Annotated in this window: 21 protein-coding genes and 1 pseudogene; 12 read left to right on the top strand and 10 right to left on the bottom strand. The window is 59.3% G+C overall.

The features are described 5' to 3' along the window. Positions 1 to 7: 7 nt before the first annotated feature. Together N2599_RS33620 and N2599_RS33615 are read right to left on the bottom strand one after the other, a co-directional pair. Entirely contained in the window at positions 8 to 1,057 is a 1,050-nt protein-coding gene (locus tag N2599_RS33620) for an ABC transporter substrate-binding protein (protein WP_027511479.1), read from the bottom strand. Between the two features lie 52 nt (positions 1,058 to 1,109). Further along, the gene (locus tag N2599_RS33615; protein ID WP_027511478.1) at positions 1,110 to 2,192 is read right to left on the bottom strand and encodes an ABC transporter ATP-binding protein; all 1,083 of its coding nucleotides are present in this window, start codon (positions 2,190 to 2,192) and stop codon (positions 1,110 to 1,112) included. Between the two features lie 228 nt (positions 2,193 to 2,420). Here N2599_RS33615 and N2599_RS33610 point away from each other — a divergent pair, with 228 nt between their 5' ends. Together N2599_RS33610 and N2599_RS33605 are read left to right on the top strand one after the other, a co-directional pair. Then, the gene (locus tag N2599_RS33610; RefSeq protein WP_100770445.1) at positions 2,421 to 3,827 is read left to right on the top strand and encodes an aminotransferase-like domain-containing protein; all 1,407 of its coding nucleotides are present in this window, start codon (positions 2,421 to 2,423) and stop codon (positions 3,825 to 3,827) included. Then, a complete protein-coding gene (locus tag N2599_RS33605) occupies positions 3,827 to 5,149 on the top strand; it encodes an NAD(P)/FAD-dependent oxidoreductase (RefSeq protein ID WP_051336683.1) in 1,323 nt (440 codons plus the stop codon). Before N2599_RS33610 ends, N2599_RS33605 begins: the two co-directional genes overlap by 1 nt. Before the next feature lie 275 nt (positions 5,150 to 5,424). On the opposite strand, the gene N2599_RS33600 is transcribed toward N2599_RS33605, so the two are convergent. Then, positions 5,425 to 5,904 (bottom strand): chemotaxis protein CheW, encoded by a 480-nt coding sequence (locus N2599_RS33600; RefSeq protein WP_027511475.1) that lies wholly within the window; start codon positions 5,902 to 5,904, stop codon positions 5,425 to 5,427. Beyond that, on the bottom strand, positions 5,904 to 7,694 hold the full coding sequence (locus N2599_RS33595; protein WP_027511474.1) for a methyl-accepting chemotaxis protein: 1,791 nt from the start codon (positions 7,692 to 7,694) through the stop codon (positions 5,904 to 5,906). The genes N2599_RS33600 and N2599_RS33595 overlap by 1 nt, the downstream gene beginning before the upstream one ends. Positions 7,695 to 8,136: 442 nt before the next feature. Here N2599_RS33595 and N2599_RS33590 point away from each other — a divergent pair. Then, positions 8,137 to 8,389, top strand: a pseudogene (locus N2599_RS33590) (hypothetical protein); the annotation flags it as partial. Between the two features lie 706 nt (positions 8,390 to 9,095). On the opposite strand, the gene uxuA reads toward N2599_RS33590, so the two are convergent. From uxuA to N2599_RS33565, 5 genes are all read right to left on the bottom strand, one after another. Further along, the gene (gene uxuA, locus N2599_RS33585; RefSeq protein ID WP_027511472.1) at positions 9,096 to 10,283 is read right to left on the bottom strand and encodes a mannonate dehydratase; all 1,188 of its coding nucleotides are present in this window, start codon (positions 10,281 to 10,283) and stop codon (positions 9,096 to 9,098) included. A 39-nt stretch (positions 10,284 to 10,322) separates the two neighbouring features. Further along, positions 10,323 to 11,045 carry a GntR family transcriptional regulator gene (locus N2599_RS33580; RefSeq protein ID WP_027511471.1) on the bottom strand — a complete coding sequence of 241 codons (723 nt, stop codon included), beginning with the start codon at positions 11,043 to 11,045 and terminating at the stop codon, positions 10,323 to 10,325. Between the two features lie 112 nt (positions 11,046 to 11,157). Next, a complete protein-coding gene (locus N2599_RS33575) occupies positions 11,158 to 12,519 on the bottom strand; it encodes an APC family permease (RefSeq protein WP_027511470.1) in 1,362 nt (453 codons plus the stop codon). 330 nt (positions 12,520 to 12,849) lie between these two features. Then, a complete protein-coding gene (locus N2599_RS33570; RefSeq protein ID WP_027511469.1) occupies positions 12,850 to 13,137 on the bottom strand; it encodes a YciI family protein in 288 nt (95 codons plus the stop codon). A gap of 96 nt (positions 13,138 to 13,233) precedes the next feature. Beyond that, complete coding sequence (locus N2599_RS33565) at positions 13,234 to 13,809, bottom strand: TetR/AcrR family transcriptional regulator (protein WP_027511468.1); 576 nt, start codon at positions 13,807 to 13,809, stop codon at positions 13,234 to 13,236. Between the two features lie 807 nt (positions 13,810 to 14,616). On the opposite strand from N2599_RS33565, the gene N2599_RS33560 reads away from it, so the two are divergent. Beyond that, positions 14,617 to 15,627: an alpha/beta hydrolase gene (locus N2599_RS33560; protein WP_157814293.1), complete on the top strand. Its 1,011-nt coding sequence runs from the start codon at positions 14,617 to 14,619 to the stop codon at positions 15,625 to 15,627. Between the two features lie 61 nt (positions 15,628 to 15,688). Here the strand turns inward: N2599_RS33560 and N2599_RS33555 are convergent, their stop codons facing one another. Further along, positions 15,689 to 16,405 (bottom strand): GntR family transcriptional regulator, encoded by a 717-nt coding sequence (locus tag N2599_RS33555; RefSeq protein ID WP_027511466.1) that lies wholly within the window; start codon positions 16,403 to 16,405, stop codon positions 15,689 to 15,691. A gap of 268 nt (positions 16,406 to 16,673) precedes the next feature. Here N2599_RS33555 and N2599_RS33550 point away from each other — a divergent pair, with 268 nt between their 5' ends. The 8 genes from N2599_RS33550 (at position 16,674) to N2599_RS33515 (ending at position 25,171) form a co-directional block, all read left to right on the top strand. After that, a complete protein-coding gene (locus N2599_RS33550; RefSeq protein WP_027511465.1) occupies positions 16,674 to 17,756 on the top strand; it encodes an ABC transporter ATP-binding protein in 1,083 nt (360 codons plus the stop codon). Between the two features lie 28 nt (positions 17,757 to 17,784). Continuing rightward, positions 17,785 to 19,083, top strand: coding sequence for an ABC transporter substrate-binding protein (locus tag N2599_RS33545; protein ID WP_027511464.1), 1,299 nt, complete (start codon positions 17,785 to 17,787; stop codon positions 19,081 to 19,083). A gap of 154 nt (positions 19,084 to 19,237) precedes the next feature. After that, positions 19,238 to 20,152 carry an ABC transporter permease gene (locus N2599_RS33540; protein ID WP_027511463.1) on the top strand — a complete coding sequence of 305 codons (915 nt, stop codon included), beginning with the start codon at positions 19,238 to 19,240 and terminating at the stop codon, positions 20,150 to 20,152. Between the two features lies 1 nt (position 20,153). Next, complete coding sequence (locus N2599_RS33535) at positions 20,154 to 20,975, top strand: ABC transporter permease (RefSeq protein WP_027511462.1); 822 nt, start codon at positions 20,154 to 20,156, stop codon at positions 20,973 to 20,975. Position 20,976: 1 nt separating this feature from the next. Then, positions 20,977 to 21,720, top strand: coding sequence for an aspartate/glutamate racemase family protein (locus N2599_RS33530; protein WP_027511461.1), 744 nt, complete (start codon positions 20,977 to 20,979; stop codon positions 21,718 to 21,720). 54 nt (positions 21,721 to 21,774) lie between these two features. Beyond that, complete coding sequence (locus N2599_RS33525; protein ID WP_051336682.1) at positions 21,775 to 22,332, top strand: flavin reductase family protein; 558 nt, start codon at positions 21,775 to 21,777, stop codon at positions 22,330 to 22,332. Between the two features lie 173 nt (positions 22,333 to 22,505). Further along, entirely contained in the window at positions 22,506 to 24,026 is a 1,521-nt protein-coding gene (gene arfA / locus N2599_RS33520) for an arabinosylfuranosidase ArfA (protein ID WP_027511459.1), read from the top strand. A gap of 59 nt (positions 24,027 to 24,085) precedes the next feature. Further along, positions 24,086 to 25,171, top strand: coding sequence for an ABC transporter ATP-binding protein (locus tag N2599_RS33515; protein ID WP_027511458.1), 1,086 nt, complete (start codon positions 24,086 to 24,088; stop codon positions 25,169 to 25,171). Positions 25,172 to 25,187 lie beyond the last annotated feature (16 nt).

The following is a 25,187-nucleotide window of genomic DNA, read 5'->3' as shown; positions in this document are numbered from 1 at the left end:
GAGAGGATTACTGCGCCAGCCACTTGTTGAAGCGCTCGGTCAGCTCCTCGTCATGATCGGCCCAGAACTCCGCAGAAACCACGAAAGCAGTCTTGGTGTTTTCCGGAGCTGTCGGAAGGTCAGGCAGGATGTCGGCCGGAACCTTGGCAATCGCGGCCTTCAGCGTCGGGCCATAGGAGATGTACTGTGACTGCCGGGCCATAACGTCCGGGTTCATCGTATAGGCGATGAACTTATCGGCCGTCTCCTTGTGCTGCGAACCCTTCGGCTGAGCCCAGAGGTTGAAGTCCATGCCCTGGCCGTCCCAGACAATCTTGAAATCCTTGCCGCTGTTCTTGACGGCATCGTAGATGCGGCCGTTCCAAGCGGTCGTCATCAGCACTTCGCCGTCGGCCAGAAGCTGGGGCGGCTGCGCGCCGGCCGTCCACCAGACTTTCACGTCCTTCTTGATCGTGTCGAGTTTCTTGAAGGCGCGATCGACGCCTTCCGGCGTGCCGAGTACGTCGTAGACTTCGGCGGGCGCGACACCGTCGGCGATCAGCGCGAACTCGAGCGTCGTCTTCGGCGCCTTGCGCAGCGCACGGGGTCCGGGGAATTTCTGCGTGTCGAACAGGTCGGCCATGGTCGTCGGGCCGCCATTTGGGAATTTTGCGGCGTCATAAGCGTAGATCGTGCCGAAAACGATCGTCGCTGCGGCACAATCCATAGCAGCGCCTTCGATGAAGGCTTCCTTGCCGCCGAGCTTGGAGTAGTCGATTTCGTCGAGCCATCCTTCATCGCAACCCTGCAAGGCATGCCCCGGCTCGACATCGACGACATCCCAGGTGACCTGGCCGGTTTCGACCATACCCTTCAACTTGGCGGTCGAGCCATCCCATTCGTCCTGGAGAATCTTGTCTCCGGTTTCCTTGGAGAAGGGCGTAAAGAAAGCCTGCTCCTGGCTTTTGGTGTAGGCGCCGCCCCAGGACGTGACCGTCAACGTCTCCTCTGCGAGTGCGGGTGCGATCATGGCGAGGGAAAGCACGGATGTTTGAAGCAAAAGCGATATGCGGTTCATTTTCAGTTCCCCTGTTCTGGTTGAATTCAGTCAGTCGCGACGGACGTTGTGCTTAGGATAGAGCCAATGCCCGGCAGTCCTCCGGCGCCCAGCCGATGCCAATCTCGGCGCCCGATGCCTGAAAGCTGTGTGCCTGCGTTGCGGGCACCTTCACCCGCACGTCGTCGCAGCCGCAGGCCCGGACGCGCAGCCGCAGGTGGTCGCCGTGATAGATCAGTTCATCGATCTTGGCCGTGAAACAGTTTGGACTTCCGAGTGCAGGCGATAGTGTGATGCGTTCGGGCCGCAGCACCAGCGTCGTTCGGGCTCCCTGCTTCAGCCCCTCGCCGGCCAGTGCTGCGATAACCGAGCCGTCGGTCGTTCTGATCCGGCAATTCTGTCCGGAAAGCTCGACCACTTCGCCGGCAATCGCATTGTTCTCGCCGATGAAGGTGGCGACGAACGGGTTGGCCGGTGTTTCGTACAGAGCATGCGGTGAGGCGACCTGTTGCAACGTGCCGTCATTGAAGACACCAACGCGGTCGGACATGGTCAGCGCTTCGCTCTGGTCGTGTGTTACATAGACGACATTGATGCCGAGCCGGCCGTGCAGATGCTTGATTTCCAGTTGCATATGCTCGCGCAGTTGTTTGTCGAGAGCGCCAAGCGGCTCATCCATCAGTACAAGCTGCGGCTCGAACACCAGCGCGCGGGCCAGCGCAATGCGTTGCTGTTGGCCGCCGGAAAGCTGGTTGGGCCGCCGCGTCTCAAAACTTGCCATGCGAACCATATCCAGCGCGCGGCGGACGCGCTCTGTTAGTTCTGCCTTGCCAAGCCGCCGCATTTTCAAGGGGAACGCCACGTTTTCGCCGACGGTCATGTGCGGGAAGAGGGCATAGTTCTGGAAGACGACGCCGATATTGCGGCGGTGCGGCGGCACGCTGTCGATGCGATTGCCGTCGAGTGTGATGGTGCCGTGGGTCGGCGCCTCGAACCCGGCAAGCATCATCAGGGTCGTTGTCTTGCCGGAGCCGGAAGGTCCGAGCAGGGTGAGAAACTCGCCCTGCGCAACATGCAAATCGAGCCCGCGCACGACGTAGCTCTTGCCGTCATAGGATTTGCGCACGCCCTCGAAGGCGATGAAACGCTCGGTCATGAGATATTCTCCAGTCACCGGCCGGGTTTGTTGCCGTTTGTCTCGGTGTTTGTTCGATATTGTCTCGCTCATAGTTGTTTTGTCAAGCCACACAAATAATTTTGTACGGCGAGCGAGTATCCTCTCGAAATTTGCTGCAAAAAGTGGTAACAGCGAGGAAATAACGTGAAACACACGAAAGAATGCATTCGCTTGGTCTGGCGGATGGCCTCAGATGCGGAAGTTTGTATGACACGGATATCGGATAAAAACCATACAAAGAGCGCTGATCCGAAGCGACAGCCACGCAGGCCGGCCTATCTGGAGCTTGCCAGCGAGATCGAGGCCAAGATCCGCTCCGGTGAGCTTTCGCCCGGAAGCCAGTTGCCGCCCCAACGTGACCTCGCGAAGGAGCGCTCGGTCAATGTCTCGACCGTGACCAAGGCCTATCGCGAGCTGCAGAACCTTAACCTGGTCGTCGGCAGCACGCGTCGCGGCACGATCGTGATGACGGAAGGTGCGATGCCGCGCGTCGACCGCGCGACGACGCCTGCCGGTATCATCGACCTCACCGTGAACCGCCCGGCGGTCGATGATTTCCAGAAACGGCTGGCTGAAACACTGCCTAAGCTTTCCGCCGATCCCCGCTTCAGGGAACTACAGGAGTATCAGCCACCGGAAGGGGCCGCCTGGGCACGCGCCGCTGGCCGGCGCTGGATCGCGCTCAACGGCTTCGAACCCTCCGCCAATGATATTGTCGTCACCAGCGGTGCGCAGCACGCGCTATTGGCGGCAATCAGTAGCCTGATTGAGCCGGGCGACGTGATCGTCTCGGACCGGCTCACCTATTATGGCCTGAAGGCGCTCGCACAGATGTTCCGTTTCCGGATCGTCGGTATCAGCAGCGACGATGAGGGCATGTCCGCGGTCGAACTCGCCGAAGTTTGCCGCCGGGAAACGGTTCGGGCGGTATTCACCGTTCCCTCGATGCACAATCCAAGCGTCGTGACGATGAGCGAGGCGCGGCGTCGCGAACTTGTCGCCGTCGCTGAGCGCCACGATGTGGCGATCATCGAGGACGATGTCTATGGACCGATGCTTGGCGCGCGCGCGCCGGCTCTCGCCACGCTTGCGCCGGAGCGGACCTACCATATCTCGGCCCTGTCCAAGGCCCTGGCGCCGGGCTTGCGCATCGGCTATCTGACCTGCCCGCCGGGCCTTGCGCAGGTGACCGCGGAAGCGGTGCGCACCACCGCCTGGATGCCGGCGCCGTTGCCGCTCCTGATTGCAAGCCGATGGTTGGAGGATGGCACCGCCAATGCCATTCTGAAGGCCCAGCTTGCCGAACTGTCGCCACGCCACGCGCTTGCGACGACCATCCTTTCGGGCCAGTCATTTGCATCGGACCCGCGCTGCATGTTCATCTGGCTACGATTGCCAGCACCCTGGCGGGCGGAGGATTTCACCGCCAACCTGCGGGCCCACGGCGTCGCCGTCATGCCCGCCGCGGCCTTTGCCTGTGACAGGCAGCCGGTCGAGCATGCCGTCCGCGTCAATATCGGTTGTGCCTCCTCGCGGGAGGAACTGGCGACGGCGCTGCGCATCATCGCCTCCACGCTCGCCGATCGCCCCCGCGCGCTGATCGGGCATGTCTGATGCAGGAGCCGGGCGCGATAGGTTTGGGATTGCTGCCCTTGCCCGAAACTGAACGACGGCATGTGCTGGTGATCGGCGCTGGTCTTGTCGGCCTCAGTTCAGCGCTATGGCTGCAGAAGGCTGGCCATCGTGTCACGCTCGTCGACCGTGAACCACCGCTTGGCAACGCATCCTTTGAACAGGCCTGTTCCTACGGCAATGCCTGTACGGTCGCGCCCCACAGCGTCGTGCCCGTGGCGACGCCTGGCGTTGCTTGGCGCGTCCCTGGGATGCTTCTGAACCCGCTTGGCCCGCTGGCCATCGTCTGGCGCTACCTGCCGCATCTGTCGCCTTGGCTGCGTGCATTTCTGGCATCAAGCGGCACGGCCGAAGTCGAGCGGATCGCAACTGTGCTTTCTAACCTCCTTGCGCAATCGGATGCCGCATGGCGCCCGCTTATCGACGAGTCAGGCGCGCAAGCGCTGGAGCGACGTGACGGTTGCCTCTATCTTTATAAGACAGAGGCGCAGTTTCAGGCAGCGGAAGCGGAAGCCAGCTTTCGCGAGCGGCATGGCGTCGCTCTAGATCGGTTGGACAAGGCAGCAATTCGTGACCTGGAACCCAATCTCGCTCCTCTTTACCAACGCGGCGTCCTGTTTCGCGACGCCTATACGTTTTCAAGCCCCAGACTGTTGGCGTTTGCACTTGCTGAGGCGATAGTCAGGCGGGGCGGTACGTTTGTTGGCGGCGAAGCCAGCGGGCTTGAGGCGACAGAGACGGGTATCCGCGTTTGGGTTGCTGGCGGTGAATTACATGCCGCTCATGCTGTGGTTGCCGGCGGTGCCTGGTCGCGCGCACTTGCCAGGAAGATAGGCGATGATGTTCTGCTCGATACAGAACGAGGTTATCACGTTCTGTTTCCTGCTGCGGGGGCTCTCCTGAAACGCCCGGTCTGCTACCCGGAACACGGTTTTTACATGACGCCGATGGCCGATGGGTTGCGCGCAGCCGGCACGGTGGAGCTTGGAGGTCTTAAAGCGCCGCCCAATCGCGGCCGCACGGCGATGATCCGCAACGGGGTGCAAACCCTTTTGCCGGCGGCTGGCGAAGGCACGAGGGAATGGCTCGGCTTTCGTCCGTCCATGCCGGATTCCCTGCCGGTTGTCGGCAATTCGCCGACATCGCCGAATATGACCTATGCGTTCGGGCATGGCCATCTGGGGCTGACGCTCGCAGGCATCACTGGCCTGCTGGTGGTCGATCTTATCTCGAAAAGGAAGCCAGCAATAGATCTCAGCCCATTGCGCCCGGATCGGTTTAGCCGTTTTGGCGGACGGAGGTAACGCGCGCCCTGCAATCCTCTTTGCCAAAGCGACCGAGGTGTTTCGCTAGGTTCAATCTACAGGTCGGTGCCACATGGCCTGTTTGAGGTGCTGCTGATCCGCATGGGTCCGGAAGGACTCGCCGATTTCATGAAGGTTCTTTCCACCCCGGCTTATCCGGTCCTGGGGGGTGGAACTGGTCAAGCGACCCGCGTCTTGGGAGCCCGGCTGCGTTGCAGGCGATGAGAACCTTGTCCTTATCGATGGCCTGACCAGTTCCCTTCCCAAAAGCCGGCCTATGCTGCGTAGGCTTCTGTATCGTTAGCCCGGAACATCTGGGCCAGATTGAGAAAGCAGATCATCCCGTTCTCTTGCGTAATGATTCCGTCGGAGAAGCCACGATCGAACGAAGTGACGACTTCAGGGATTGCCTGAATCTGGCTCGCCTTGACCGTCAGAATGTCGGAGACTTGGTCAACCAGCAAGCCGACGATCATCGTGTGGATCTCAGCGACAATAATCGCGCTCCGCTCGTTCGGGGCGGTCGGCATCATTTCAAGTTTGGTCGCCAGATCGATGATCGGGATCACGACGCCGCGCAGGTTCATCACTCCAAGCATTTCACGGGGGGAGCGGGGAACCGGAGTGGAGGGTGACCAGCCGCGAATCTCGCGGATGATCTTGGTCAGAACGCAGAACTCCTGACCTTGAAGCCGGAAGGCGATTATTTCCATCTGCTTGTTATCGAGACTGATCGAAGGCTCCATCTGCGACATCAAAACTCATCCCAGCTGTCGCCGCCCTTGAGCGCCGCGTTGCCGTTGAATGCCTGGGCTACTTTGGCCGTCATCCGGCGAGCTGGCGATACCACAGGGCGCGAATGCTGGTTAACCGCAGCCGGCGCGGCACGATGTGTCGTCGCCCCTGTCCCGATATTGAATTGTTCCAGGAGCCCAAACAGCTGCTCTGCTTCCCTGGCGAGGCTGTGGGCGGCCGCGGTCGTTTCCTCGACCATGGCCGCATTCTGCTGTGTGCCCTGATCCATCGTGTTGACGGCCGTGTTGATTTCTTTGAGGCCCGTTGCCTGTTCCTTGGAGGCTTCGACGATGGCGCCGACGTTGCCATCCACCTGCACGACTTGTGTTACGATTTCCTGCAATGCCTTGCCGGTATTGCCGACCAATGCGACCCCGCTTTTTACATGCTCATTCGATGTATTGATCAGCTCCTTAATCTCTTTTGCCGCCTTGGCGGAACGCTGGGCAAGCTCGCGAACTTCTTGTGCGACGACAGCAAAGCCTTTGCCGGCGTCGCCTGCACGGGCTGCCTCAACACCGGCGTTGAGCGCCAGAAGATTGGTCTGAAAAGCGATCTCATCGATAACGCCGATGATGTTGGCAATTTCGCCTGCCGATCTCTCGATCTTGCCCATGGCTTCGACCGCTTGACCGACGACGTTGCCCGAGTGCTCGGCATTTTCCTTTGTCTTGCGCACGAGCTGGCCGGCTTCCTGGGCTCGGTGGCTGGAGTCGGTTACCGTCGTTGTGATTTCCTCAAGCGCCGCAGCGGTCTCCTCAACGGAAGCGGCCTGTTGCTCGGTGCGTTTGGAGAGATCGTTGGAGGCGGATTGGATCTGTTGCGATGCAGCGGCAATGGCGCCGGCGTTCTGGGAGACCGTCTGCAGTGTGACACGAAGCTTGGAAGAAGCCTCGTTGAAGTCTACTCTCAACTTCTCCAGCGAAGGCAGGAAAGGTGTGGCGAGGGTCTGCATCAGGTCGCCTTCCGACAGAGCCTTCAGGGAACTTGCGAGTTGGTCGACGTTGCCCACGCGTGTGGTGACGTCGGTCGCGAACTTCACGACCTTGAAGACCTTGCCGTTCATGTCGAAGATGGGGTTGTAGGAAGCCTGGATATAGGCCCTTTTACCACCTTTTCCGATGCGCATGAATTCGTCCGCAATGAATTCACCACCAGCAAGCCTTGCCCAAAAGCGCCTATACTCTTCGCTGTTTGCGAAGCTTGGCTCACAGAACATCGAATGATGCTTGCCCAGGACCTCTGACGGTTGATAGCCCAGCGTCTGAAGGAAGTTCTCGTTCGCGTTGAGAATATCGCCTTTCGGCGTGAACTCGATGACCGCCTGCGCACGCGAAATCGCGTCGAGCTTGCCGGCATCTTCAGCACTCTTCAGTTTTTGTTCGGTGATGTCGGTCGCGAATTTGATGACCTTATAGGGCTTTCCACCGCTGAACACCGGATTGTAGGAGGCCTCGATCCAGACCTCCCTGCCGCCCTTGCCAATCCGCTTGTACTGGCGACGGTCGAATTCTCCACGCGCGAGCTTTGCCCAGAAATCCTTGTAGTCAGAGGTGTCGGCTTCCGCCGGATCGACAAAAAGGCGGTGGTGCTGGCCAAGGATTTCGGACCGCTGATAACCAAGCGCCCGACAGAAGTTCTCGTTCGCGGTGATGATCGTGCCGTCTAGTTTGAACTCGATGATCGCCTGAGACTTGCTCATCGCTTCGAGAATGGCCTTTGCGTCAGCGCCGGCGCCAAATCCTAACATTTATTCCCCCAAAGCCTGTGGTTGGACGGGCAAGCGAGGTTCACGCGGCAAGCCACGAGCGACCATCATTCTTGATAGTACCAATTCTCCGATGAAGGAGTTTAAGATATGTGAATATTCGAATGATAGTGCTCGAATTTCGCACAAATCCAGTAATTCTTGCTCACTATCAAGTTGACGACAATCATAAAGCGCAGTGGGTCAAGTTTTACTCAACCTGATATACTTACGGGCGCAAAAACAGGGTGAGTTGGATTACAGCTGGAGCTCAAGGAAACGAACGCCGAATTAGCCATGTGAAAGGGGCAAGGGCTACGAGCTTCTGCCGCGAAGGAAGGTCCTCCGTAAAAAGATGGTTAATCAAGCATTTAGAGGGCCACGACGCCGGCTGCGCGGTATAGAGATAGTACATGGGGCAAACTAGCTGGCGAGGCCGGATTTCGATCGGCTGCAGTTTCTGCATCAGCAGAAGACAACGCGCGCTGCTTGAACTGGCGATCGGTGAGCGTGTGATGTTCGAAGACAATGACGGCCGGACGCAGGCAGGAATCGTGATCCGTAGAAACCGCAATACGGTCACGGTGCACGGCGACACCGCCCGCCAATGGAATGTCTCACCGCAGCTGTTGCGAAAAGAAAAGCGTGCTGGGGAATTGCAGGGCGGCAAGCTCGTGCCATTTCCGAGAAAGGTCTAAACTCCGGCCGGAGTAATGACGAACCCGACAGAGGCGGTATTGGCTTGCCGGGGTCCCAGCCGAGCCGATCGCCGAGATGGTGGTAACACGAGATGCCGAGCTCTTGGGATGTCTTCATCAGACCGAGCGATGACATCGCGGGCGATGCCACCGTCAAGGCTTATGGTGTCGCCGGAGATCTTCCTCCGGATGACGTAAGCCCGCAGGTCGTTTCGCAGCGTTGAATATCCGGTCGAACCTGCGCCGAAATCCGCTGATGAATACGGTTAAGACTCTTGTTTCCTGACCTTCAGCGTCTTGCAAAAAGCGCCAGACGAGATCACGAATCGCCGCGGCCTGCAGTTTCTGTTTCGGTGTCGCCGGCATCGATTTCTGGTGCAGGCGTTCTGCATGGATCCAGCACAAGTGCCTTCACGGCGCATTTCAATCCAAAGGTTGCGCTCGCCGCAGTCGAGTTGGCGCGCAAGCTGGGCTTTTCGCCCTTTCTCGCGCTGCCCCACACCAACGGCAAGGTCTTGCGCGTCCACGGTTGTCTCGCCCCTTCGGACCGGCGGCAACGCAAACCGCGCGCAACCTCGATGGCTTTGCTAAGCCAGGCGCCAGCCTTTTTGGCTTTCTCTTGGGTCGCCTCCACCCGCGCTATAGCAACCTTCGCCGATCAAAGAAATGGAGAGGACCATGCCGGTCTGGCACAGTCCCTTCTGGATCAAGATGGTTTGGCATCGAGCGCGTGCAGGATGCCGCGCAGTTCCGCCAGTCCGCGCATGCGGCCGATCACCGGATAGCCCGGCGTGACGGTTTTGTTGAGATCGTCGAGCATACGGTGACCGTGGTCGGAACGGAAGACGATTTCGTCTTTCGGGCTGCGCTTGCGGTCCTCAGTCACGAGTTCCTTGAGAACAGCGACCATATCGACGTCGCCCTCCAGATGGGCGCTCTCATGGAATGAGCGGCCATCGCCTTCGCGCTTGGTGGCGCGCAGATGCGCGAAGTAGATGCGTGAGGCAAAGCGGCGGGCGATCGCCGGCAGGTCGTTGTCGGCGCGCACCCCGAGGCTGCCGGTGCAGTAGCACATGCCGTTTGCTTCTGATGGTACAGCCTCGAAGAGAGCGGCATAGTCCTCAGCTGTCGAGGCAATGCGCGGCAGCCCGAAGAGCGAACGCGGTGGATCGTCCGGATGCAGCGTGAGCTTGACGCCGCGCGCTGCGGCGGCAGGTATGACGGCCTGCAGGAACTCAATGAGGTTCTGGCGGAGCTTAGCGGCGTCGATGCCGGCGTAAGCGGCAAGCTTTTCGCGGAAGCCGGGGATGGTCAGAGGCTCGGTGGTCGAGCCCGGCAGTGCCGAGGTTATGATGCGGGTGATCTCAGCCATCTCCGCTTCCGGCATCGTCTCATAGAGTTTTCGGGCGCGTTCCTGATCCTCCGCCGAATACTCCGTATCGGCGCCTTGACGTTGCAGCACGAAGAGGTCGAAGGCAGCAAAGCGTTCGTGGTCGAAGCGCATGGCGGTTGCGCCTGTCGATATTTCGTAATCGAGTTCGGTGCGTGTCCAGTCGACCACCGGCATGAAATTGTAGCAGATGATTGAGATGCCGCAGGCGGCGACCGCCTCCAGGCTGGCAATCCATGCGTCGATTTCGGCCTTTGCCTGGCCGCCCTTGCGCTTGACCGCATCGGGGATCGGAATGCTCTCTACGACAGACCATGTGAGGGGCGAACGGCCTGGCGGCGTATTCTCGATCATGGATTTGCGGTCGCCGACTTCGCGTTCCGTCCAGGCGCGGCCGATCGGCACCTGATGCAGCGAGGACACGATGTTCGTTGCGCCCGTCTGGCGCACCTCATCGAGAGTGACGGGCGCCTCGGGCCCAAACCATCTCCAACCTTGCCGCATCTGTTTCCTCCTTGTTTGTCTCGTTGCTTATGGGCTGCTTCAGCAGAAATAATCGGGATAGCGCGTGCGAAGCTCGGCGACGTCCGGGATGACGGCGCTCAGGTGGTGAAGCATGGCGTCGCGGGCGGCTTCCGCATCATGGGCTGCGATCGCATCGCGGATAGCGATGTGTTCGGGAACCACATTGTCCATGCGGCCCAAGGCCGGAAGCGTCAGCCGCCGCGCCCGATCGATCTGCACCTTGACTGTCTTCAGGATGGTCCAGATACCAGGGTAGCCCGCGATCTGGGTCAGCGCCTGGTGAAAGACCTCGTCTTCTTCATGGAAGCTGGACGCGTCGCCAACGACGGTAAGCGCCTTCTGTCGTGCGATGATGGCATCGAGCCGGGCGATGTCGTGCAGTTGGGCAATTCTGGCAGCCCTCTCGACGGTCGTGCTCTCAAGCGCCTTGCGAACGACGACGGCTTCGGGAATCGCTGATACGGGGATGCGTGAAACAACGGTACCTGACTGCGGATAGATATCCACAAGCCCACCTTCCGAAAGACGAAGCAGCGCTTCGCGCACAGGCGTGCGACTGACGCCGAATTCGTCAGCTATACGCTTTTCCTGAAGCGCCATTCCTGGCGGCATGCGCAGCGAAACGATGTCGGCATAAAGCCCTTCGAAAATCGCATCCGCCGCCGTCACACGGCGCAGCTTCGCTGGTCTTTCCGAAAGAGCCGGAAAGTCTATGGCTTCGAAGCTGGATGCCTGCCGCATGGCATTGCCTGAACATGATGTCGTTGTGCATACTAGTATATCAATTCAATTCTGTTGCCAAGGCGACCGAAGAAGAGGGGTGCAAAACAGCAACCGGTGCATTGATCTTCGCTCAGGCGGTCTGACCGCTGACGCGCATGATGCCGACCGTTACGAACCACAACACGATGCCAAGGCCGAGAAGGAAGGCAGCGATCAGGTACTGAACCGGATCCCGGCCGGTCCATGGTCCGGCAAGGAAGATGCAGGTGATTGAGCCCAGCACCGGTGCGATCACAGGTGCTTTGAAATGCGCGTGTCCGACGCTGTCTCGGCGAAGCACCAGCACCGCAATATTGACCGCCGCAAAGACGCAGAGAAGCAGCAGAGCCGTGGTGCCGCCGAGCGCCGGAACGCCACCCGCGAACATGATCAGCGCGACGGCAAGCAGCGTGGTGAAGCCGATTGCCACATACGGCGTCCTTCTGGCGGCGTGGACCTTCCCGAGCATTTCCGGCAGAACCTGTTCGCGACTCATGCCGTAAATCAGGCGGCTTGCCATCATCATGTTGATGAGAGCGGAATTCGCGACAGCGAACATCGTGATGATACCGAAAATGCCGATCGGGAAATTCGGCGCACCAGCCTGCACGACCTTCAAGAGCGGTGTTTCGCCTTCGCCAAGTTCGGCAGCGGACACCAAGGTGATCGCCGATATGGCGACGAGGACATAGATGCCGCCGGTGATGACGAGGCCACCCAGAAGCACCTTCGGGAATATCCGGCTCGGTGCCTTGCATTCCTCGGCCATGTTGACCGAATCTTCGAACCCCACCATGGCGAAGAAGGCGAGCGTGGTCGCCGCGATGACCGACCAGAGAACGCCGCGATCGCCGCTCGGCTGGAAGGTCCAGACTCGGGAAACGTCGCCTTGTCCGCCGGCGATTGCCCAAAAGCCGATGCCGATAATGATCAAAAGGCCGGTGAGTTCGACCGTTGTCAGCAGCACGTTGAGCTTGACGCTCTCACCGACGCCGCGGAAATTGACTGCCGCGACAAGCGAGATGAAGGCAATGGCGATGAAGGTCACGCCATAGCCGCCGAAATCGAAGCCGAAGGCTGTCGAGAAGTTGGCCGCAAAGGCACGGGAGGCCGTCGACGCGGACGTTATGCCCGAGGACATCACGGCGAAGGCGACGAGGAAGGTGAGGAAGTGGATGCCGAAAGCCTTGTGCGTATAAAGTGCCGCACCGGCGGCGCGCGGATATTTCGTCACCAGTTCGAGGTAGCTCAAGGCGGTCAGCAGCGCGACGGCGAACGCAACCAGGAACGGCAGCCAGACGACACCGCCCACCTCTTTGGCGACTTGTCCGGTCAACGCATAAATGCCCGTTCCAAGAATGTCACCGACGATGAAAAGCAAGAGCAGACCGGGTCCCATGACCCGCTTTAATTCCGGCTGCTCTGGCAGCGTCTCCAACGGTATCCCGCTCATGCGCCCTCCTTTTAGCTGTACAGCCCTGACTGCATTCAAGCGTCAGGCTCTGCCTTGTTGGCAACTACAGCGGAAATTAAGGGAGAAAAGCGGTATGTTGAGCGTTGGAGTTTGCCGCGAGGCTGGCTTAGCGGCTGGCGGCACAAGCCCGGCTGCTGAAGGTGATGCCTACGGCTCCGCCGGCAATGACCTATTTCGGCGATGCGATAGTCGCAAGGCTGGCTCGCCCCCCAGCCACGCTGCATCATGATAATGAAGAAACTCCGGTGCGGCCGCGCACCAGCGGTAGCACAACCGACTGTCATGACCCAGGAAAGTTCCGCCCACCGATCATCCTTTCAGGAAAACAAGTCGTTCATCAATGCGGCCTGGCGTAATTTCGTGGATCTCGGCGCTCACCACACGCGCTGCCACAAAAGGATCTTCCTGGACCAAAGCTTCAAGGCTTTTCCGATCAATATTATGGGCGAGGAGTGCCCCGCCCGCGTTCGGGTGGAGGCTGCCTGAAAGAAGAAAAGTGCCGCTGTCGAAGCCTCCTTTGATCCAGGCATTATGTCCCTCAAGGAATTGGGCGGCCTGCATCTTGTTGGACGAAAACCTGAGAAATACGATAAACATGAACTGTTCCGTTTTTTGAGCTGTGATGGAGTGGAAGAGAGGCGTCCCCGCGTTATGACAGCATTGGACACGTTTGTTCGGCCTCTTCTCGGTGAGTTAGGAGCCCTCGGCCGCAATATCCTTCAGCCAGTCCTTCATCTGATCAACCTCGCGCTGAACGAAGTCTGGATTCTGGAAGGCATTGAAAAGGGTCGCAGCACCCTGGCTGCGGGAGAGAAGATGCATGGCAAGCGCATCCGCATCGGCTTCTCGGCCGAGTGCGACGAACTGACGGCGAAGCCACGTCCGGAACAGCATGAACAACCTGCTGGCGTCTGCCTGCGCTACATGGCTCAGCTTCGCCAACTCGCTCGTTAGCGTTCCGATCGGGCATCCATATAGCTTGATCTTATCCCCATTCACGATCAGGATGTCGATGAAGCTGGTGATCCGCTCTACCGGTGTCTTGCCCTCCATCTCCCATCGCTCCAGCATCGCCTTGCGATCAGCCAGGCGTTTCTCGATCACCGCTTCTAGAATGTCGTCCTTCGTCTTGAAATGGTAATAGAAGTTGCCGCGTGAAATCTTCGCGAGCTCGGCGATGTCTGCAAAGGATGTGTGATCAAATCCCTTGCGGTAGAAAAGATCGTCGGCTACGCGGATAATTTCCTCGCGTGTCGCCCGATTTCCCATCGTAGTGCTTCCTTCTTGGTCTTCCGGTGCCTTTCGGCGGCCATGAATATTCCTCAAAGAGGCGTAGGTCACTTGTCCTATTCTATTAGGTCATTTGTCCTAACTCCGTCAAGCCCCTAATGAAGCCAGCCCGAAACAAGCAAAGGAGAGAAAAATCCTAATCTTCGCAACAAAATCACCGGCTCTGAAAGCTCACGATGATTTCTGTCGCAAAACTCAATCGCAAGTTCGAAGTTATGCGATCGATTCTTGCGACAGCAAGTATTCCTGTTTCAGTTAGGGGGCTGAGGCTCGCCCCGGCCTTTTCTGTTCCGTTCAAGGTATGCGACATCGGCGCAGTCGCGAGGCTTGAATTTGCTGCATCGCAGCATTAGCTTATGATGATCCGAAGCGATTCACCTCCTCCCGAGCCGCTTCGGTCCGACGGGCAGCGCTCCTCCTCCCAAGCTGTCAGTCACGATCGAAGCCCGGCGCATCTCCTCCCGCGTCGGGCTTTTCGTTGCGCAAGTGGATCATGGTATCGTTGATGCAGCGCGCCGAAACATGGGATAGAGCGGCGATAACCGCTGACTGACACGATCGATCGGACGCGGCAGCGAAGACTGCTGTTATCCCATGCTCAGACCAGCCGCCGCGCCCGTCAGCCAAAATGCCAGCGGCCGCGCCAGTGGCCTGAGGGGACCTTGCGGCAGGCTTGGGATAATGCTCCTCGCACTTGCTGCCCTTTCTTTACACGATAGCAATTGCCGCTACAGTCTTGGCGAACCCCACTGATATTCAGGCGAGGCGAGAATGGAGAGGAGCTTCATGGCATTGCGATCAAAAACCGGTTTGGCTGGCAGGGCGATGGCATGCTTGCTTCTGGCATCATCACCGATGATCGGCACTGCCCGCGCCGACAATCCCAGCGCAACAAAGTCGGATCCGCGATCACGCGCCAAGGAAATCATCACGCGGCTTGTCGATGACAAGACCGATTTTCGCGATCGAAGGCAGCGCTTCGAGGAGGCGATGCGGGCCACGCCTGAGCCAACCCGCGTGCAGATACGCCAGGTCGATGCCGATGGCGTTGAGGGCGAATTGATCTGGCCCGCTCGCCTCCACCACCCGCTTGGCAAACGGGCCATCCTCTTTCTCCACGGTGGAGGCTTTTATAGCGGCTCCATGCGTAGCCATCGCAACATCGCTGCGTCGTTCGCGAAGGCGTCGTCTGCAGATGTGCTTCTGATCGAATATCGGCTTTTGCCTCAATACCACTTTCCGAGCCAGGTCGAGGATGCGGTCACTGCATTTCGATGGTTGCTTGAATCCGGCTACGAGGCGGCAAACATTGTGGTGATCGGAGATTCCGTCGGCGGAACGTTAGCGCTCCAAATGTCTCTTCGCCAGATCGCCAGGAACGGCGAGAAGCCCGCTGCCGTGATCGCTATCAGCCCGGTTGCCGATTTTGAAGGTGCGGCGGTTCCGGGTCATGGCGAAGACGAGGTCTCCGTCGGCCGCGAGTGGCTGCAGCAGGTGGGGAGGGAATATGCGGGGAAGGGGAGCCCCTCGCTTCAAACCGTGTCGCCGATAAATAGCGATTATTCAGGTTTCCCTCCGATCCTCCTGCAGGTCGGCGACAAGGAGGCTTTGCGGGGGGATGTTCAGCGTCTTTTCAAAAAGCTGAAGGCTGCAAACGTCGATGCGCGACTGGACGTCGTGCCGGGCCTGTTCCATGAGGCCTCGTTGTTTCCGTTCTGGCTCGACCAAGCCAGGAGATCCAATCAGCATGCGGCGGAGTTTGCCATGGCTCATTTCGCCGATAAGCCACCGCAGTGAAGCCGAGTTGGCGATGCTCCGACAGCCGGTATTCGCCTTCGTCCGCCAGGCTGGTTGGATCCTACATTGCAAAGGCTTCTTTTAACCCGAAGCTCTTACGTTCGCGGAGGTCGAGATCGGCTTCGATATGGGAAATATGGTGCACCATCAGGCGGCAGGCGGTGTCGAGATCATTGCGCTCGATAGCCGTAACGATTTCGCCGTGCTCCGTATGGCCACAGCTTGATACGGTCGACTGACCGTAGAGCGCGATGACCAGCGAGGAGCGGGCGATGAGTTCCTCCATGAAGCGCTGCATGATGGCATTGCAGGAGACCGAAGCGAGCATCAGGTGGAAATCGCCGGAGGCCTTGATTTCGGCGCGTCGTGCGGTCTGCCCGCGCTCGCCCATCAGGCGGCCCTCTTCCAGCAATAGCTGCTTCAGGTGCTGGATCTGCGCAGGCGTAATGCGCGCGGCGGCTTCGCGCAGAATTCCAGGCTCCACCAGCCGGCGGGCAGCGAAGATCTGACGAGCCTCTTCCGGGGACGGATAGGCGACGAAGGCGCCACGGTTCTTCTCGACGCTGACGAGACCCTCATAGGACAGGGCCTGGAGCGCGGCGCGGGCAAGCGTGCGGCTGACGTTGAAGAGATTGCCGACATCGCCCTCGGAAAGCTTCGTGCCTGGCGAAAGCCGTCGCTCGATGATTGCATCGCGGATCGCGTCGCGAATTTGCTGGGTGCTCGTTTCGGCTGAATCGTCTGCCGGCAGAACTGCGTCGGAGGAGGTGGGCTTCATGAAATCGGATACCTAAGAATCGTCACAATGATAGCCAGCTTCGGAAGAAAAGTTAAACGGAATTTGCAAGCAAAACACGGGTCAAATTGTATACGATCATCTGCATAAATTGCAGACAAGAGCCTATTTCCTGTGCAGGTCGCGGAATGCCACGCAATGAAGCGCCTCGATGGATTTGCCAAATCCCGATGGATTCGTAAGGTTTTGATGCCGGCGACGGAAACTGGCACGGCGGATGCATCGTCTTTCTCGAACAGGGGAAGACGTGATGTTGAAAGCGGCAGAAATCGATATAGCGTCCGTTTCGAAGGTTTATGGCACGACAACCGCTGTGCACGCCATCAGCTTGAAGATTCCTGCTGGATCGTACTGCTGCTTCCTTGGCCCTTCGGGCTGCGGCAAGACCTCGACGCTTCGCATGATCGCCGGCCATGAAAGCATCTCCTCCGGCGATATCCGCCTCGGCAATACGGTCGTGACAGACTTTCCTCCGGCCAAGCGCGGCACGGCGATGATGTTCCAGTCCTATGCGCTCTTTCCGCATCTCGACCTTGTCGACAATGTCGCCTTCAGCCTGAAGATGAAGGGGATCGGAAAGGACGAGCGCCGGGCCAAGGCGCTGGAGATGCTGAAGCTGATGCAGATGGAAGCCTACGCGACCAGGCGTCCGGCACAGCTTTCCGGCGGCCAGCAGCAGCGCGTGGCGCTGGCCCGTGCACTGATCACCAATCCGGAAGCGCTGCTACTTGATGAGCCGCTTTCGGCCCTCGACCCGTTCCTGAAGATCCGCATGCGCGCCGAACTGAAGAAACTTCAAAAGACGCTCGGCATAACCTTCGTCCATGTAACGCACAGCCAGGAAGAGGCGATGGCGCTGGCCGACATCATGGTCATCATGAATGACGGAAAGATCGAACAGGCGGCAGCACCCCGCCAGGTCTTCGAGCGCCCGGCAACAGCTTTCGTCGCCCGTTTCATGGGTGACCATAACGTTCTTTCAGGTCGCATCGTCTCTGCCGAAGCTGGCGTGATCACATTTAAGGGGCCGGAAGGCCAGACATTTTCCGTGCGCGGTGAGGGCAGGCAGGTGGGCGAGGCTGTCGATATCGGCGTCCGCACCGATCGTGTCCGCCTCGAAGCGCCAGCAAAAAAGACGCTCGGCTTCCACGGCGTCGTATCCAACATCGAATATCGCGGCGCTTCGGTGAAGATCACCACAATCGGCGCGGGCAGCGACGACTTCACGGTCATCGCGAGCGACGGCGATTACTTCGCCAAACCCGTATCGGTCGGCGATGCGGTGTCTCTGAGTTGGGCCCTGGAGGATGCAGTCCTGCTCGGCCATGCATGAATTAGCTATCGAAAAAAGGGGAACTGACATGACGACTGAAACGAAAACCACCAAGACGGAGAAGGGGATTTCCCGCCGTTCGCTGCTGAAGACGAGCGCTGCTGCAGTCGGCGCTGCCGCCGGCTCGGGCCTGATCACCGGCTTTCCGACGATCTGGGCGCAGTCCAGCATCACGCTCCGCCAGTTTGGCACGGGCGTCTCCAACATCAATGCGATCGCCGAACAGTGCAAAAAAGATCTCGGTATCACGCTCGAAATGACGGCAACGGACTCGGATGCTGCTGCACAGCGCGCCGTCACCCAGCCGGACAGCTATGACATCGCCGATATCGAATACTGGATTGCCAAGAAGGTCTTCCCGACCGGCGTTCTTCAGCCGATGGATACGTCGAAGCTGAAATATTTCGACAAGATCGTGCCACTGTTCATCAACGGCAAGATGAAACCGGACAGCGTCATTGCGCAGGGTACTGCACCGCATACCGTGGGCTTCGTTGAAGGGGTCGATTCCAAGACCTTCGCCAAGGAACCGACGAAATGGATGACGATGGTTCCGACGATCTACAACGCCGATACGCTCGGCATCCGTCCGGACCTTGTCGGCCGTGAAATCACGACCTGGGCCGACATCATGGACCCGAAGTTCAAGGGCAAGACCTCGATCCTCAACATCCCGTCGATCGGCATCATGGATGCGGCGATGATCATGGAAGCCATGGGCAACATCAAGTATGCCGACAAGGGCAACATGACCAAGGAAGAGATCGACAAGACGATCGAGTTCCTGATCAAGGCAAAGAGCGAAGGCCAGTTCCGCGCCTTCTGGAAGAGCTTCGACGAGTCGGTCAACCTGATGGCTTCGGGCGAAGTCGTTATCCAGTCCATGTGGTCGCCGGCTGTCGCCGCTGTCCGTTCCAAGGGTATTGCCTGTAAGTACCAGCCCCTCAAGGAAGGCTACCGCGCATGGGGCGGCGGTCTCGGCATTGCCTCGCACCTCAAGGGCGCTCAGCTCGACGCCGCCTACGAGTACATCAACTGGTACACGTCCGGCTGGGTCGGCGGCTACCTCAACCGCCAGGGCTACTATTCCGCCTGCATGGAAACCGCCAAGGGCTTCATGTCGGCTGACGAATGGGGCTACTGGATCGAGGGCAAGCCGGCCCAGGGCGACATCCTCTCGCCGGAAGGCAAGGTGATGGAAAAGGCCGGTGCCGTGCGCGATGGCGGCTCCTTCGAGGCCCGCATGGGTGCTGTCGCCTGCTGGAATTCGGTCATGGACGAAGACCGCTACATGCTCCGCCGCTGGAACGAGTTCATCGCTGCCTAAGGTGTTCGCCGCTTTCCCCTCCCAAGCCTCCCCACACGGGGAGGCAGTCCGGAGAGGTTGCGGCAGAAAAACGCTCCTCCCCGTGGGTGGGTCGGAGAGGGGTCTTTCGGATCCCTTCCCTCCCTGGTTTTCGCAATGTCCGAGAGGATGGCAGATGGCAACGATCGCTTCCGCACAACCCAGTGAGACGACTGAGCGCGTTCGAAGCGGGGGCTTTCGCCTGCCGCTTTCCGCGATCTCCTATCTTCAGGCGTTGCCGCTCTTCCTGATCCTCGGCTTCTTCTTCCTGCTGCCGATCGCGATGATCGCGCTCGTCAGCTTCTGGGATTATGACTTCGCAGGGCTCTATCCCGCCTTCCTCACCATGAACTACACCGATACGCTCGGTTCGTGGGTCACCTGGAAGACCTATCTCAATACGCTCAAATTCACCGTCATCGTTTGGGCGCTGACGCTTTTCATCGGCTTCTGGGTCGCCTATTTCCTGGCGTTCCATATCCGCAAGACCTCAACGCAGATGATCCTCTTCCTCGTCTGCACGGTCCCCTTCATGACGTCAAACATCATCCGCATGATCTCGTGGATTCCGGTGCTCGGCCGCAATGGGCTCGTCAACACGACATTGATCGAGACGGGGCTCATCCCGCAGCCGATCGAGTGGCTGCTTTATTCCGATTTCGCCGTCGTCCTCGCCATGGTGCATCTTTACACACTCTTCATGGTGACGCCGATCTTCAACACGCTGATGCGTATCGACCGCTCGCTGTTCGAGGCGGCACGCGATGCCGGTGCCAGCGGCTGGCAAATCCTCTGGAACGTCGTCATCCCACTAGCAAAACCCGGCATCGCGATCGGCACCATCTTCGTCGTGACGCTGGTAATGGCAGATTTTTCGACCGTGCAGGTCATGTCCGGTGGCCAGAGCGCTTCCGTCGCACTGATGATGAAAAACCAGATGTCGCTGCTGCAGTATCCGGCCGCTGCCGCCAACGCCGTGGTACTTCTGGTCGTCGTGCTCTTGATGGTCGCCGCCATCCTGCGCGTCGTCGACATCCGCAAGGAGCTTTGAGATGAACCACGAAAAGCGGACCTTCGAATTCTACGTGCTTGCGGTCTTTTTTATCGTTTTCGTGCTCTTTCTCTACGGCCCGCTCTCGGCGATTGTCATTCTATCATTCCAGGGGCCGGACGGCGGCCTGACGTTCCCACTGAACGGCGTTTCGGTTCACTGGTTCTTCAACCTTTTCGAAAAGCAGGCCGTCGGCGACTTTGGGGCCTCGTTTAAACGCTCCTTCACGTTGGGGCTGATGGTCATGGTCGTTACCGTCGTCGTCTCACTGCTCGCAGGCCTTGCCTTCCGCCGGAAATTCCGCGGCTCGACCGCACTGTTTTATGCGACCGTTGCGAGCCTCGTTGTTCCCTCGATCATCATTTCCCTCGGCATCGGCGTCGTCTTCCAGCAGGGCGGCCTGAAGCCCGCTTGGTATTCCTCGGCTTTCGGCGCCCACCTCACCTGGACGCTGCCGTTTGGCGTGCTCATCATGTTTGCCGTCTTCAACCGGTTCTCTCCCGCCTACGAGGAAGCCGCGCGTGATCTCGGCGCCAGCGCATGGCAGACTTTCCGGCATGTCGTTCTGCCGATGATCCTGCCGAGCCTGATCGGCGTCGGTCTCTTCGGGTTCACGCTCTCCTATGACGAATTCGCCCGCACGCTGATGACGTCGGGCACCTACAACACGCTCCCGCTCGAAATCTACGGCATGACGACGAACGTCACGACGCCGGTGCTCTATGCGCTCGGAACGGTGACGACGCTCTTCTCCTTCACCATCATCCTCGTCGCGCTCGGCATCATGATGATGCTCAGCCGGCAGCAGGCAAAGATCAGCTGACATGCGCATATTGATGGTAAATCCCAATACGACGGCTTCGATGACCGAAAAGGCTGCGGTCGCCGCGCGCGCTGTCGCGGCACCAGGGACGGAAATCATCGCCGTCACGTCCCGTATGGGGCCAATTTCGATCGAGGGCCATTATGATGGGGCGCTCGCGATCCCGGGACTGCTGATGGAGCTGAAGGAACGCCAGGGCGTTGGCTACGATGCCGCAATCATCGCCTGCTTCGATGATACTGGCCTCGATGCCGCGCGCACGATCGCCGATGTACCGGTGCTCGGCCTTTGCGAATCCGCCGTGGCGACGGCTGGCTTTCTCGCGCAGCGCTTCACCGTCGTCACCACGCTGGAACGCTCCCGCGTACTCATTGACAATCTTGTCCGCCGCTACGGCATGGGCGGCCGGGCGAAGGTGAGGGCGTCCGACATCCCGGTGCTGGAACTCGAAAACGAGGCCTCAGGTGCCATCGGAAAGCTCCGCGCCGAAATCGAGAAGGCCCTGTCCGAGGATGGTGCCGAAGCGATCGTGCTCGGCTGTGCGGGCATGACCGATCTGGCGCGCGATCTGCAGGAGATCTATGGCGTTCCGGTCGTCGATGGCGTTGCCGCGGCCGTGAAGCAGGCTGAAGCGCTGGTCTCGCTCGGGCTTTCGACCAGCAAGCGCGGCTCTTATGCCTCGCCGCTTCCCAAGCCCTTCACGGGCGCAATGAGCAGCTTTGCCGCGATGGGGACAGCCAGCTGAGATGGCATCTCCTTCGACTTTACGGCACTGAGCGAGCGCGAGCGCTACAAGCTGATGATCGGCACGGTCATTCCGCGGCCGATCGCCCTGGTGACGACGGTCGATGAGAACGGCCGCATCAATGCCGCGCCTTTTTCCTTCTTCAACTGCCTATCGGCCGATCCGCCGATCCTGGCGCTCGGCGTCGAGAACCATCCGGACATGTCCTTTAAGGATACTGCCCACAATATCCGCATGACCGAGGTTTTCACCGTTAACATCGTCTCGTTTGCGATCGCCGAGGCTATGCATGTCTGCGGCGGGAAATTTCCGCGCGGTGTCGACGAATTGAAGCAGGCTGGTCTGACGGCCATGCCCGGCGAAAAGGTCGTTTCGCCATGGATTGCGGAAGCTCCTGCCGCCTTCGAATGCCGCCGGCATGTCACGCTAGAGCTTGGCAAATCGCGGCAGATCATCTTGGATGAGATCATCTACGCGCACTATCGCAACGGGGTCGTCGATCCCGAGCGGCTGCGCGTCGACCCGGCCGAGGTCGACGCCATCGCGCGTCTCGGCGGCGACACCTGCAGCACGATCCGCGACCGCTTCGGAATGCTGACGCCGCAGCTCTAACACATTCTTTTCAAACCGAAAGATCACTGCAAGCATCCTGCCCAACAGGCCGTCCATCGGCCTGTGCATACCTTTTTTGAAACTGATTTTCGGATACAAAACAAAATACTTGATAAAAAAAACTTCCCAGAATAGCTTGGCAAAAAATCAGATTCAATAAACGAGGAACATCCATGCGGGCTAGAGCGACCCTTAACCGGGAATTCACGATTTCAACCGTCGACAAGCGCGTCTACGGCTCCTTCCTGGAGCACATGGGCCGTGCGGTTTATACCGGAATTTATGAACCGGGCCATGAAAAAGCGGACAAGAACGGCTTTCGGACCGACGTTCTTGATATGGTGCGCGACCTCGACATGCCGATCGTGCGCTATCCCGGCGGCAATTTCGTTTCGGCCTATCATTGGGAAGACGGTATCGGCCCGCGGGACCAGCGTCCGACGCGGCTTGATCTCGCATGGCGGACGCGTGAAACCAATCAGATGGGCATCAACGAATTCGCCGATTGGTCGAAGCTCGCAAATACCGAGATGATGCTCGCCATGAACCTCGGCTCGCGCGGTCTGAACGATGCGCGCAACTTCCTCGAATATTGCAATCATCCGGGCGGAACGTACTGGAGCGACCTTCGCGTCAAGCACGGTTACAAGGATCCGCACGATGTCCGTATCTGGTGCCTCGGAAACGAAATGGACGGTCCCTGGCAGGTCGGCCACAAGAGTGCCGCCGAATACGGTCACCTCGCCAATGAGGTCAGCAAGGCCTTCAAGTATTTCGACAAGACTTTGGAGACAGTGGTCTGCGGCTCGTCCAACGACAAGATGAAGAGTTATCCCGAATGGGAAGCGACGGTTCTCGATGCCAGCTATGACAGCGTCGACTACATTTCGCTGCACAAGTACTTCGGCAATGAAGAAAACGACACGCTGAACTACTATGCCAAGGCGATCGAGCTCGACCGCTATATCGTCACCATCGGCGGTGTGATCGACTACATCAAGGCGAAGAAGCGGTCGAAGCGCGACGTGAAGATCTGCTTCGACGAATGGAACGTCTGGTATCACGACCGCAAGGAAGACGGCGAGCGTATCGCCAGTTGGGATTGGCCGGAAGCACCGCCGCTTCTCGAGGAGCTTTATAATCTCGAGGATGCGATCTTCGTCGCTTCGCTGATCAATGTCTTCATCCGCCGCTCCGACCGAGTCAAGATCGCCTGCATGGCGCAGTTGGTGAACGTGATTGCACCAATCCTTACCAGGGCAGGCGGCCCCGCATGGCGCCAGTCGATCTATTATCCGCTGCAGTTTGCCTCGAAATACGGACGCGGCACGGCGCTGACGGTTTCCGCCTCTGGTCCAACCTATGACTGCGATGTTGCCCAGGACGTTCCCTATCTCGACTTGTCGGCAGTGCTGCACGACGACGGCAAGAGCATTGCGCTCTTTGCGATAAACCGCAGCCTTAACGAGGCGATGGACTTGAGCGTCGACCTGCAGGGCTTCAAGGGCCTCACGGTCATGCAGCATCACGTCATGACCGGCGAGGAACTGAAAGCCAGGAACTCGGTCGAGGACCAGAACCGCGTCGTCCCCAAGGCGGGGTCGGGTCTTTCCGTCACCGACGAGGGTGCGCTCATCGGTTCGCTGCCGGCGAAGTCCTATCATTTCATACTGCTGTCTGTTGCTTCGGCGTAACTGATTGCCATGGGGCGGCGGGGGAGCCGCCCTGATGAAAACGACAATCGGGAGGATGCATGTCTGGTATCAAGCTGACGAATGTCAGCAAGTCGTTCGGCGCGTTCAAGGTCATTCATGGCGTCGATATCGAGATCGAACAGGGTGAGTTCGCAGTCTTTGTCGGCCCTTCGGGCTGCGGAAAGTCGACGTTGCTCAGAATGATCGCGGGACTGGAGGAGACGAGCGGCGGGGAAATCCGTATCGAGAACGACGACGTGACGCACAGGGAGGCTTCCAAGCGTGGCGTGGCGATGGTCTTCCAGTCCTACGCGCTTTATCCGCATCTCTCCGTTTTCGAAAACATGGCGTTTAGCCTATCGATCGCACGCCGGCCGAAGGCGGAGATTCAGCAGAAGGTAAAGGCGGCGGCGGATATTCTGCGTCTCGGCGACTACCTCGGTCACAAGCCGAGCCAGCTTTCCGGCGGCCAACGTCAGCGCGTGGCGATCGGCCGGGCGATCGTGCGCGAGCCGCGCGTCTTCCTGTTCGATGAACCGCTGTCCAACCTTGATGCGGAACTGCGCGTGAAGATGCGCATGGAGATCGCCCGTCTGCACCGGCAGATCGGCGCGACCATGGTCTACGTCACGCATGACCAGGTGGAGGCGATGACGCTTGCCGACAAGATCGTCGTGCTGAGGGACGGTGTCGTCCAGCAGGTCGGCGCGCCGCTCGAACTTTATCGGGATCCGCAAAACATGTTTGTCGCAGGCTTCATCGGCTCGCCGGGCATGAACTTCCTGAAGGCAAAAGTCATGAGCGCCGGGCAAGGCTCCTTGCGGGTCGAGCTTGACGACGCGCCCGGCCAACCATTCGACTTGCCGACCGGCGCGAGGCTCGCGCGGGGCACATCTGTCCATGTCGGCGTCCGTCCCGAGCACATCGGGCTTGTGGCGAGCGAAGGCACCGTGAAGCTTGCGGCCGTGGCCGAGTTCACCGAGGAGTTGGGAGGGACCGGCTACCTGCACATCCTGACTAAAAGCGGTACTGAAATGACGGTCGAGTGCCGCGACAGCCGCCCGCAGCCCAAGGAAAAGATCAGCCTCTCTCTGAGAGTGCCCGAAATGCTGGCCTTCGACAGCGAAGGCAGAAGGCTCAGCTGATACCCGGAATCTGGGC

This window comes from Rhizobium sullae, assembly GCF_025200715.1.
Classification (GTDB): Bacteria; Pseudomonadota; Alphaproteobacteria; order Rhizobiales; family Rhizobiaceae; genus Rhizobium; species Rhizobium sullae.
This window is presented reverse-complemented; position numbering and strand designations above follow the sequence as displayed.

What these genes read in the sequence shown, in the direction of transcription:
- N2599_RS33620 (WP_027511479.1), bottom strand. Translation starts at nt 1,057, where the DNA reads ATGAACCGCATATCGCTTTTGCTTCAAACATCCGTGCTTTCCCTCGCC.
- N2599_RS33615 (WP_027511478.1), bottom strand. Translation starts at nt 2,192, where the DNA reads ATGACCGAGCGTTTCATCGCCTTCGAGGGCGTGCGCAAATCCTATGAC.
- N2599_RS33610 (WP_100770445.1), top strand. Translation starts at nt 2,421, where the DNA reads ATGACACGGATATCGGATAAAAACCATACAAAGAGCGCTGATCCGAAG.
- N2599_RS33605 (WP_051336683.1), top strand. Translation starts at nt 3,827, where the DNA reads ATGCAGGAGCCGGGCGCGATAGGTTTGGGATTGCTGCCCTTGCCCGAA.
- N2599_RS33600 (WP_027511475.1), bottom strand. Translation starts at nt 5,904, where the DNA reads ATGTCGCAGATGGAGCCTTCGATCAGTCTCGATAACAAGCAGATGGAA.
- N2599_RS33595 (WP_027511474.1), bottom strand. Translation starts at nt 7,694, where the DNA reads ATGTTAGGATTTGGCGCCGGCGCTGACGCAAAGGCCATTCTCGAAGCG.
- uxuA (WP_027511472.1), bottom strand. Translation starts at nt 10,283, where the DNA reads ATGCGGCAAGGTTGGAGATGGTTTGGGCCCGAGGCGCCCGTCACTCTC.
- N2599_RS33580 (WP_027511471.1), bottom strand. Translation starts at nt 11,045, where the DNA reads ATGCGGCAGGCATCCAGCTTCGAAGCCATAGACTTTCCGGCTCTTTCG.
- N2599_RS33575 (WP_027511470.1), bottom strand. Translation starts at nt 12,519, where the DNA reads ATGAGCGGGATACCGTTGGAGACGCTGCCAGAGCAGCCGGAATTAAAG.
- N2599_RS33570 (WP_027511469.1), bottom strand. Translation starts at nt 13,137, where the DNA reads ATGTTTATCGTATTTCTCAGGTTTTCGTCCAACAAGATGCAGGCCGCC.
- N2599_RS33565 (WP_027511468.1), bottom strand. Translation starts at nt 13,809, where the DNA reads ATGGGAAATCGGGCGACACGCGAGGAAATTATCCGCGTAGCCGACGAT.
- N2599_RS33560 (WP_157814293.1), top strand. Translation starts at nt 14,617, where the DNA reads ATGGCATTGCGATCAAAAACCGGTTTGGCTGGCAGGGCGATGGCATGC.
- N2599_RS33555 (WP_027511466.1), bottom strand. Translation starts at nt 16,405, where the DNA reads ATGAAGCCCACCTCCTCCGACGCAGTTCTGCCGGCAGACGATTCAGCC.
- N2599_RS33550 (WP_027511465.1), top strand. Translation starts at nt 16,674, where the DNA reads ATGTTGAAAGCGGCAGAAATCGATATAGCGTCCGTTTCGAAGGTTTAT.
- N2599_RS33545 (WP_027511464.1), top strand. Translation starts at nt 17,785, where the DNA reads ATGACGACTGAAACGAAAACCACCAAGACGGAGAAGGGGATTTCCCGC.
- N2599_RS33540 (WP_027511463.1), top strand. Translation starts at nt 19,238, where the DNA reads ATGGCAACGATCGCTTCCGCACAACCCAGTGAGACGACTGAGCGCGTT.
- N2599_RS33535 (WP_027511462.1), top strand. Translation starts at nt 20,154, where the DNA reads ATGAACCACGAAAAGCGGACCTTCGAATTCTACGTGCTTGCGGTCTTT.
- N2599_RS33530 (WP_027511461.1), top strand. Translation starts at nt 20,977, where the DNA reads ATGCGCATATTGATGGTAAATCCCAATACGACGGCTTCGATGACCGAA.
- N2599_RS33525 (WP_051336682.1), top strand. Translation starts at nt 21,775, where the DNA reads ATGATCGGCACGGTCATTCCGCGGCCGATCGCCCTGGTGACGACGGTC.
- arfA (WP_027511459.1), top strand. Translation starts at nt 22,506, where the DNA reads ATGCGGGCTAGAGCGACCCTTAACCGGGAATTCACGATTTCAACCGTC.
- N2599_RS33515 (WP_027511458.1), top strand. Translation starts at nt 24,086, where the DNA reads ATGTCTGGTATCAAGCTGACGAATGTCAGCAAGTCGTTCGGCGCGTTC.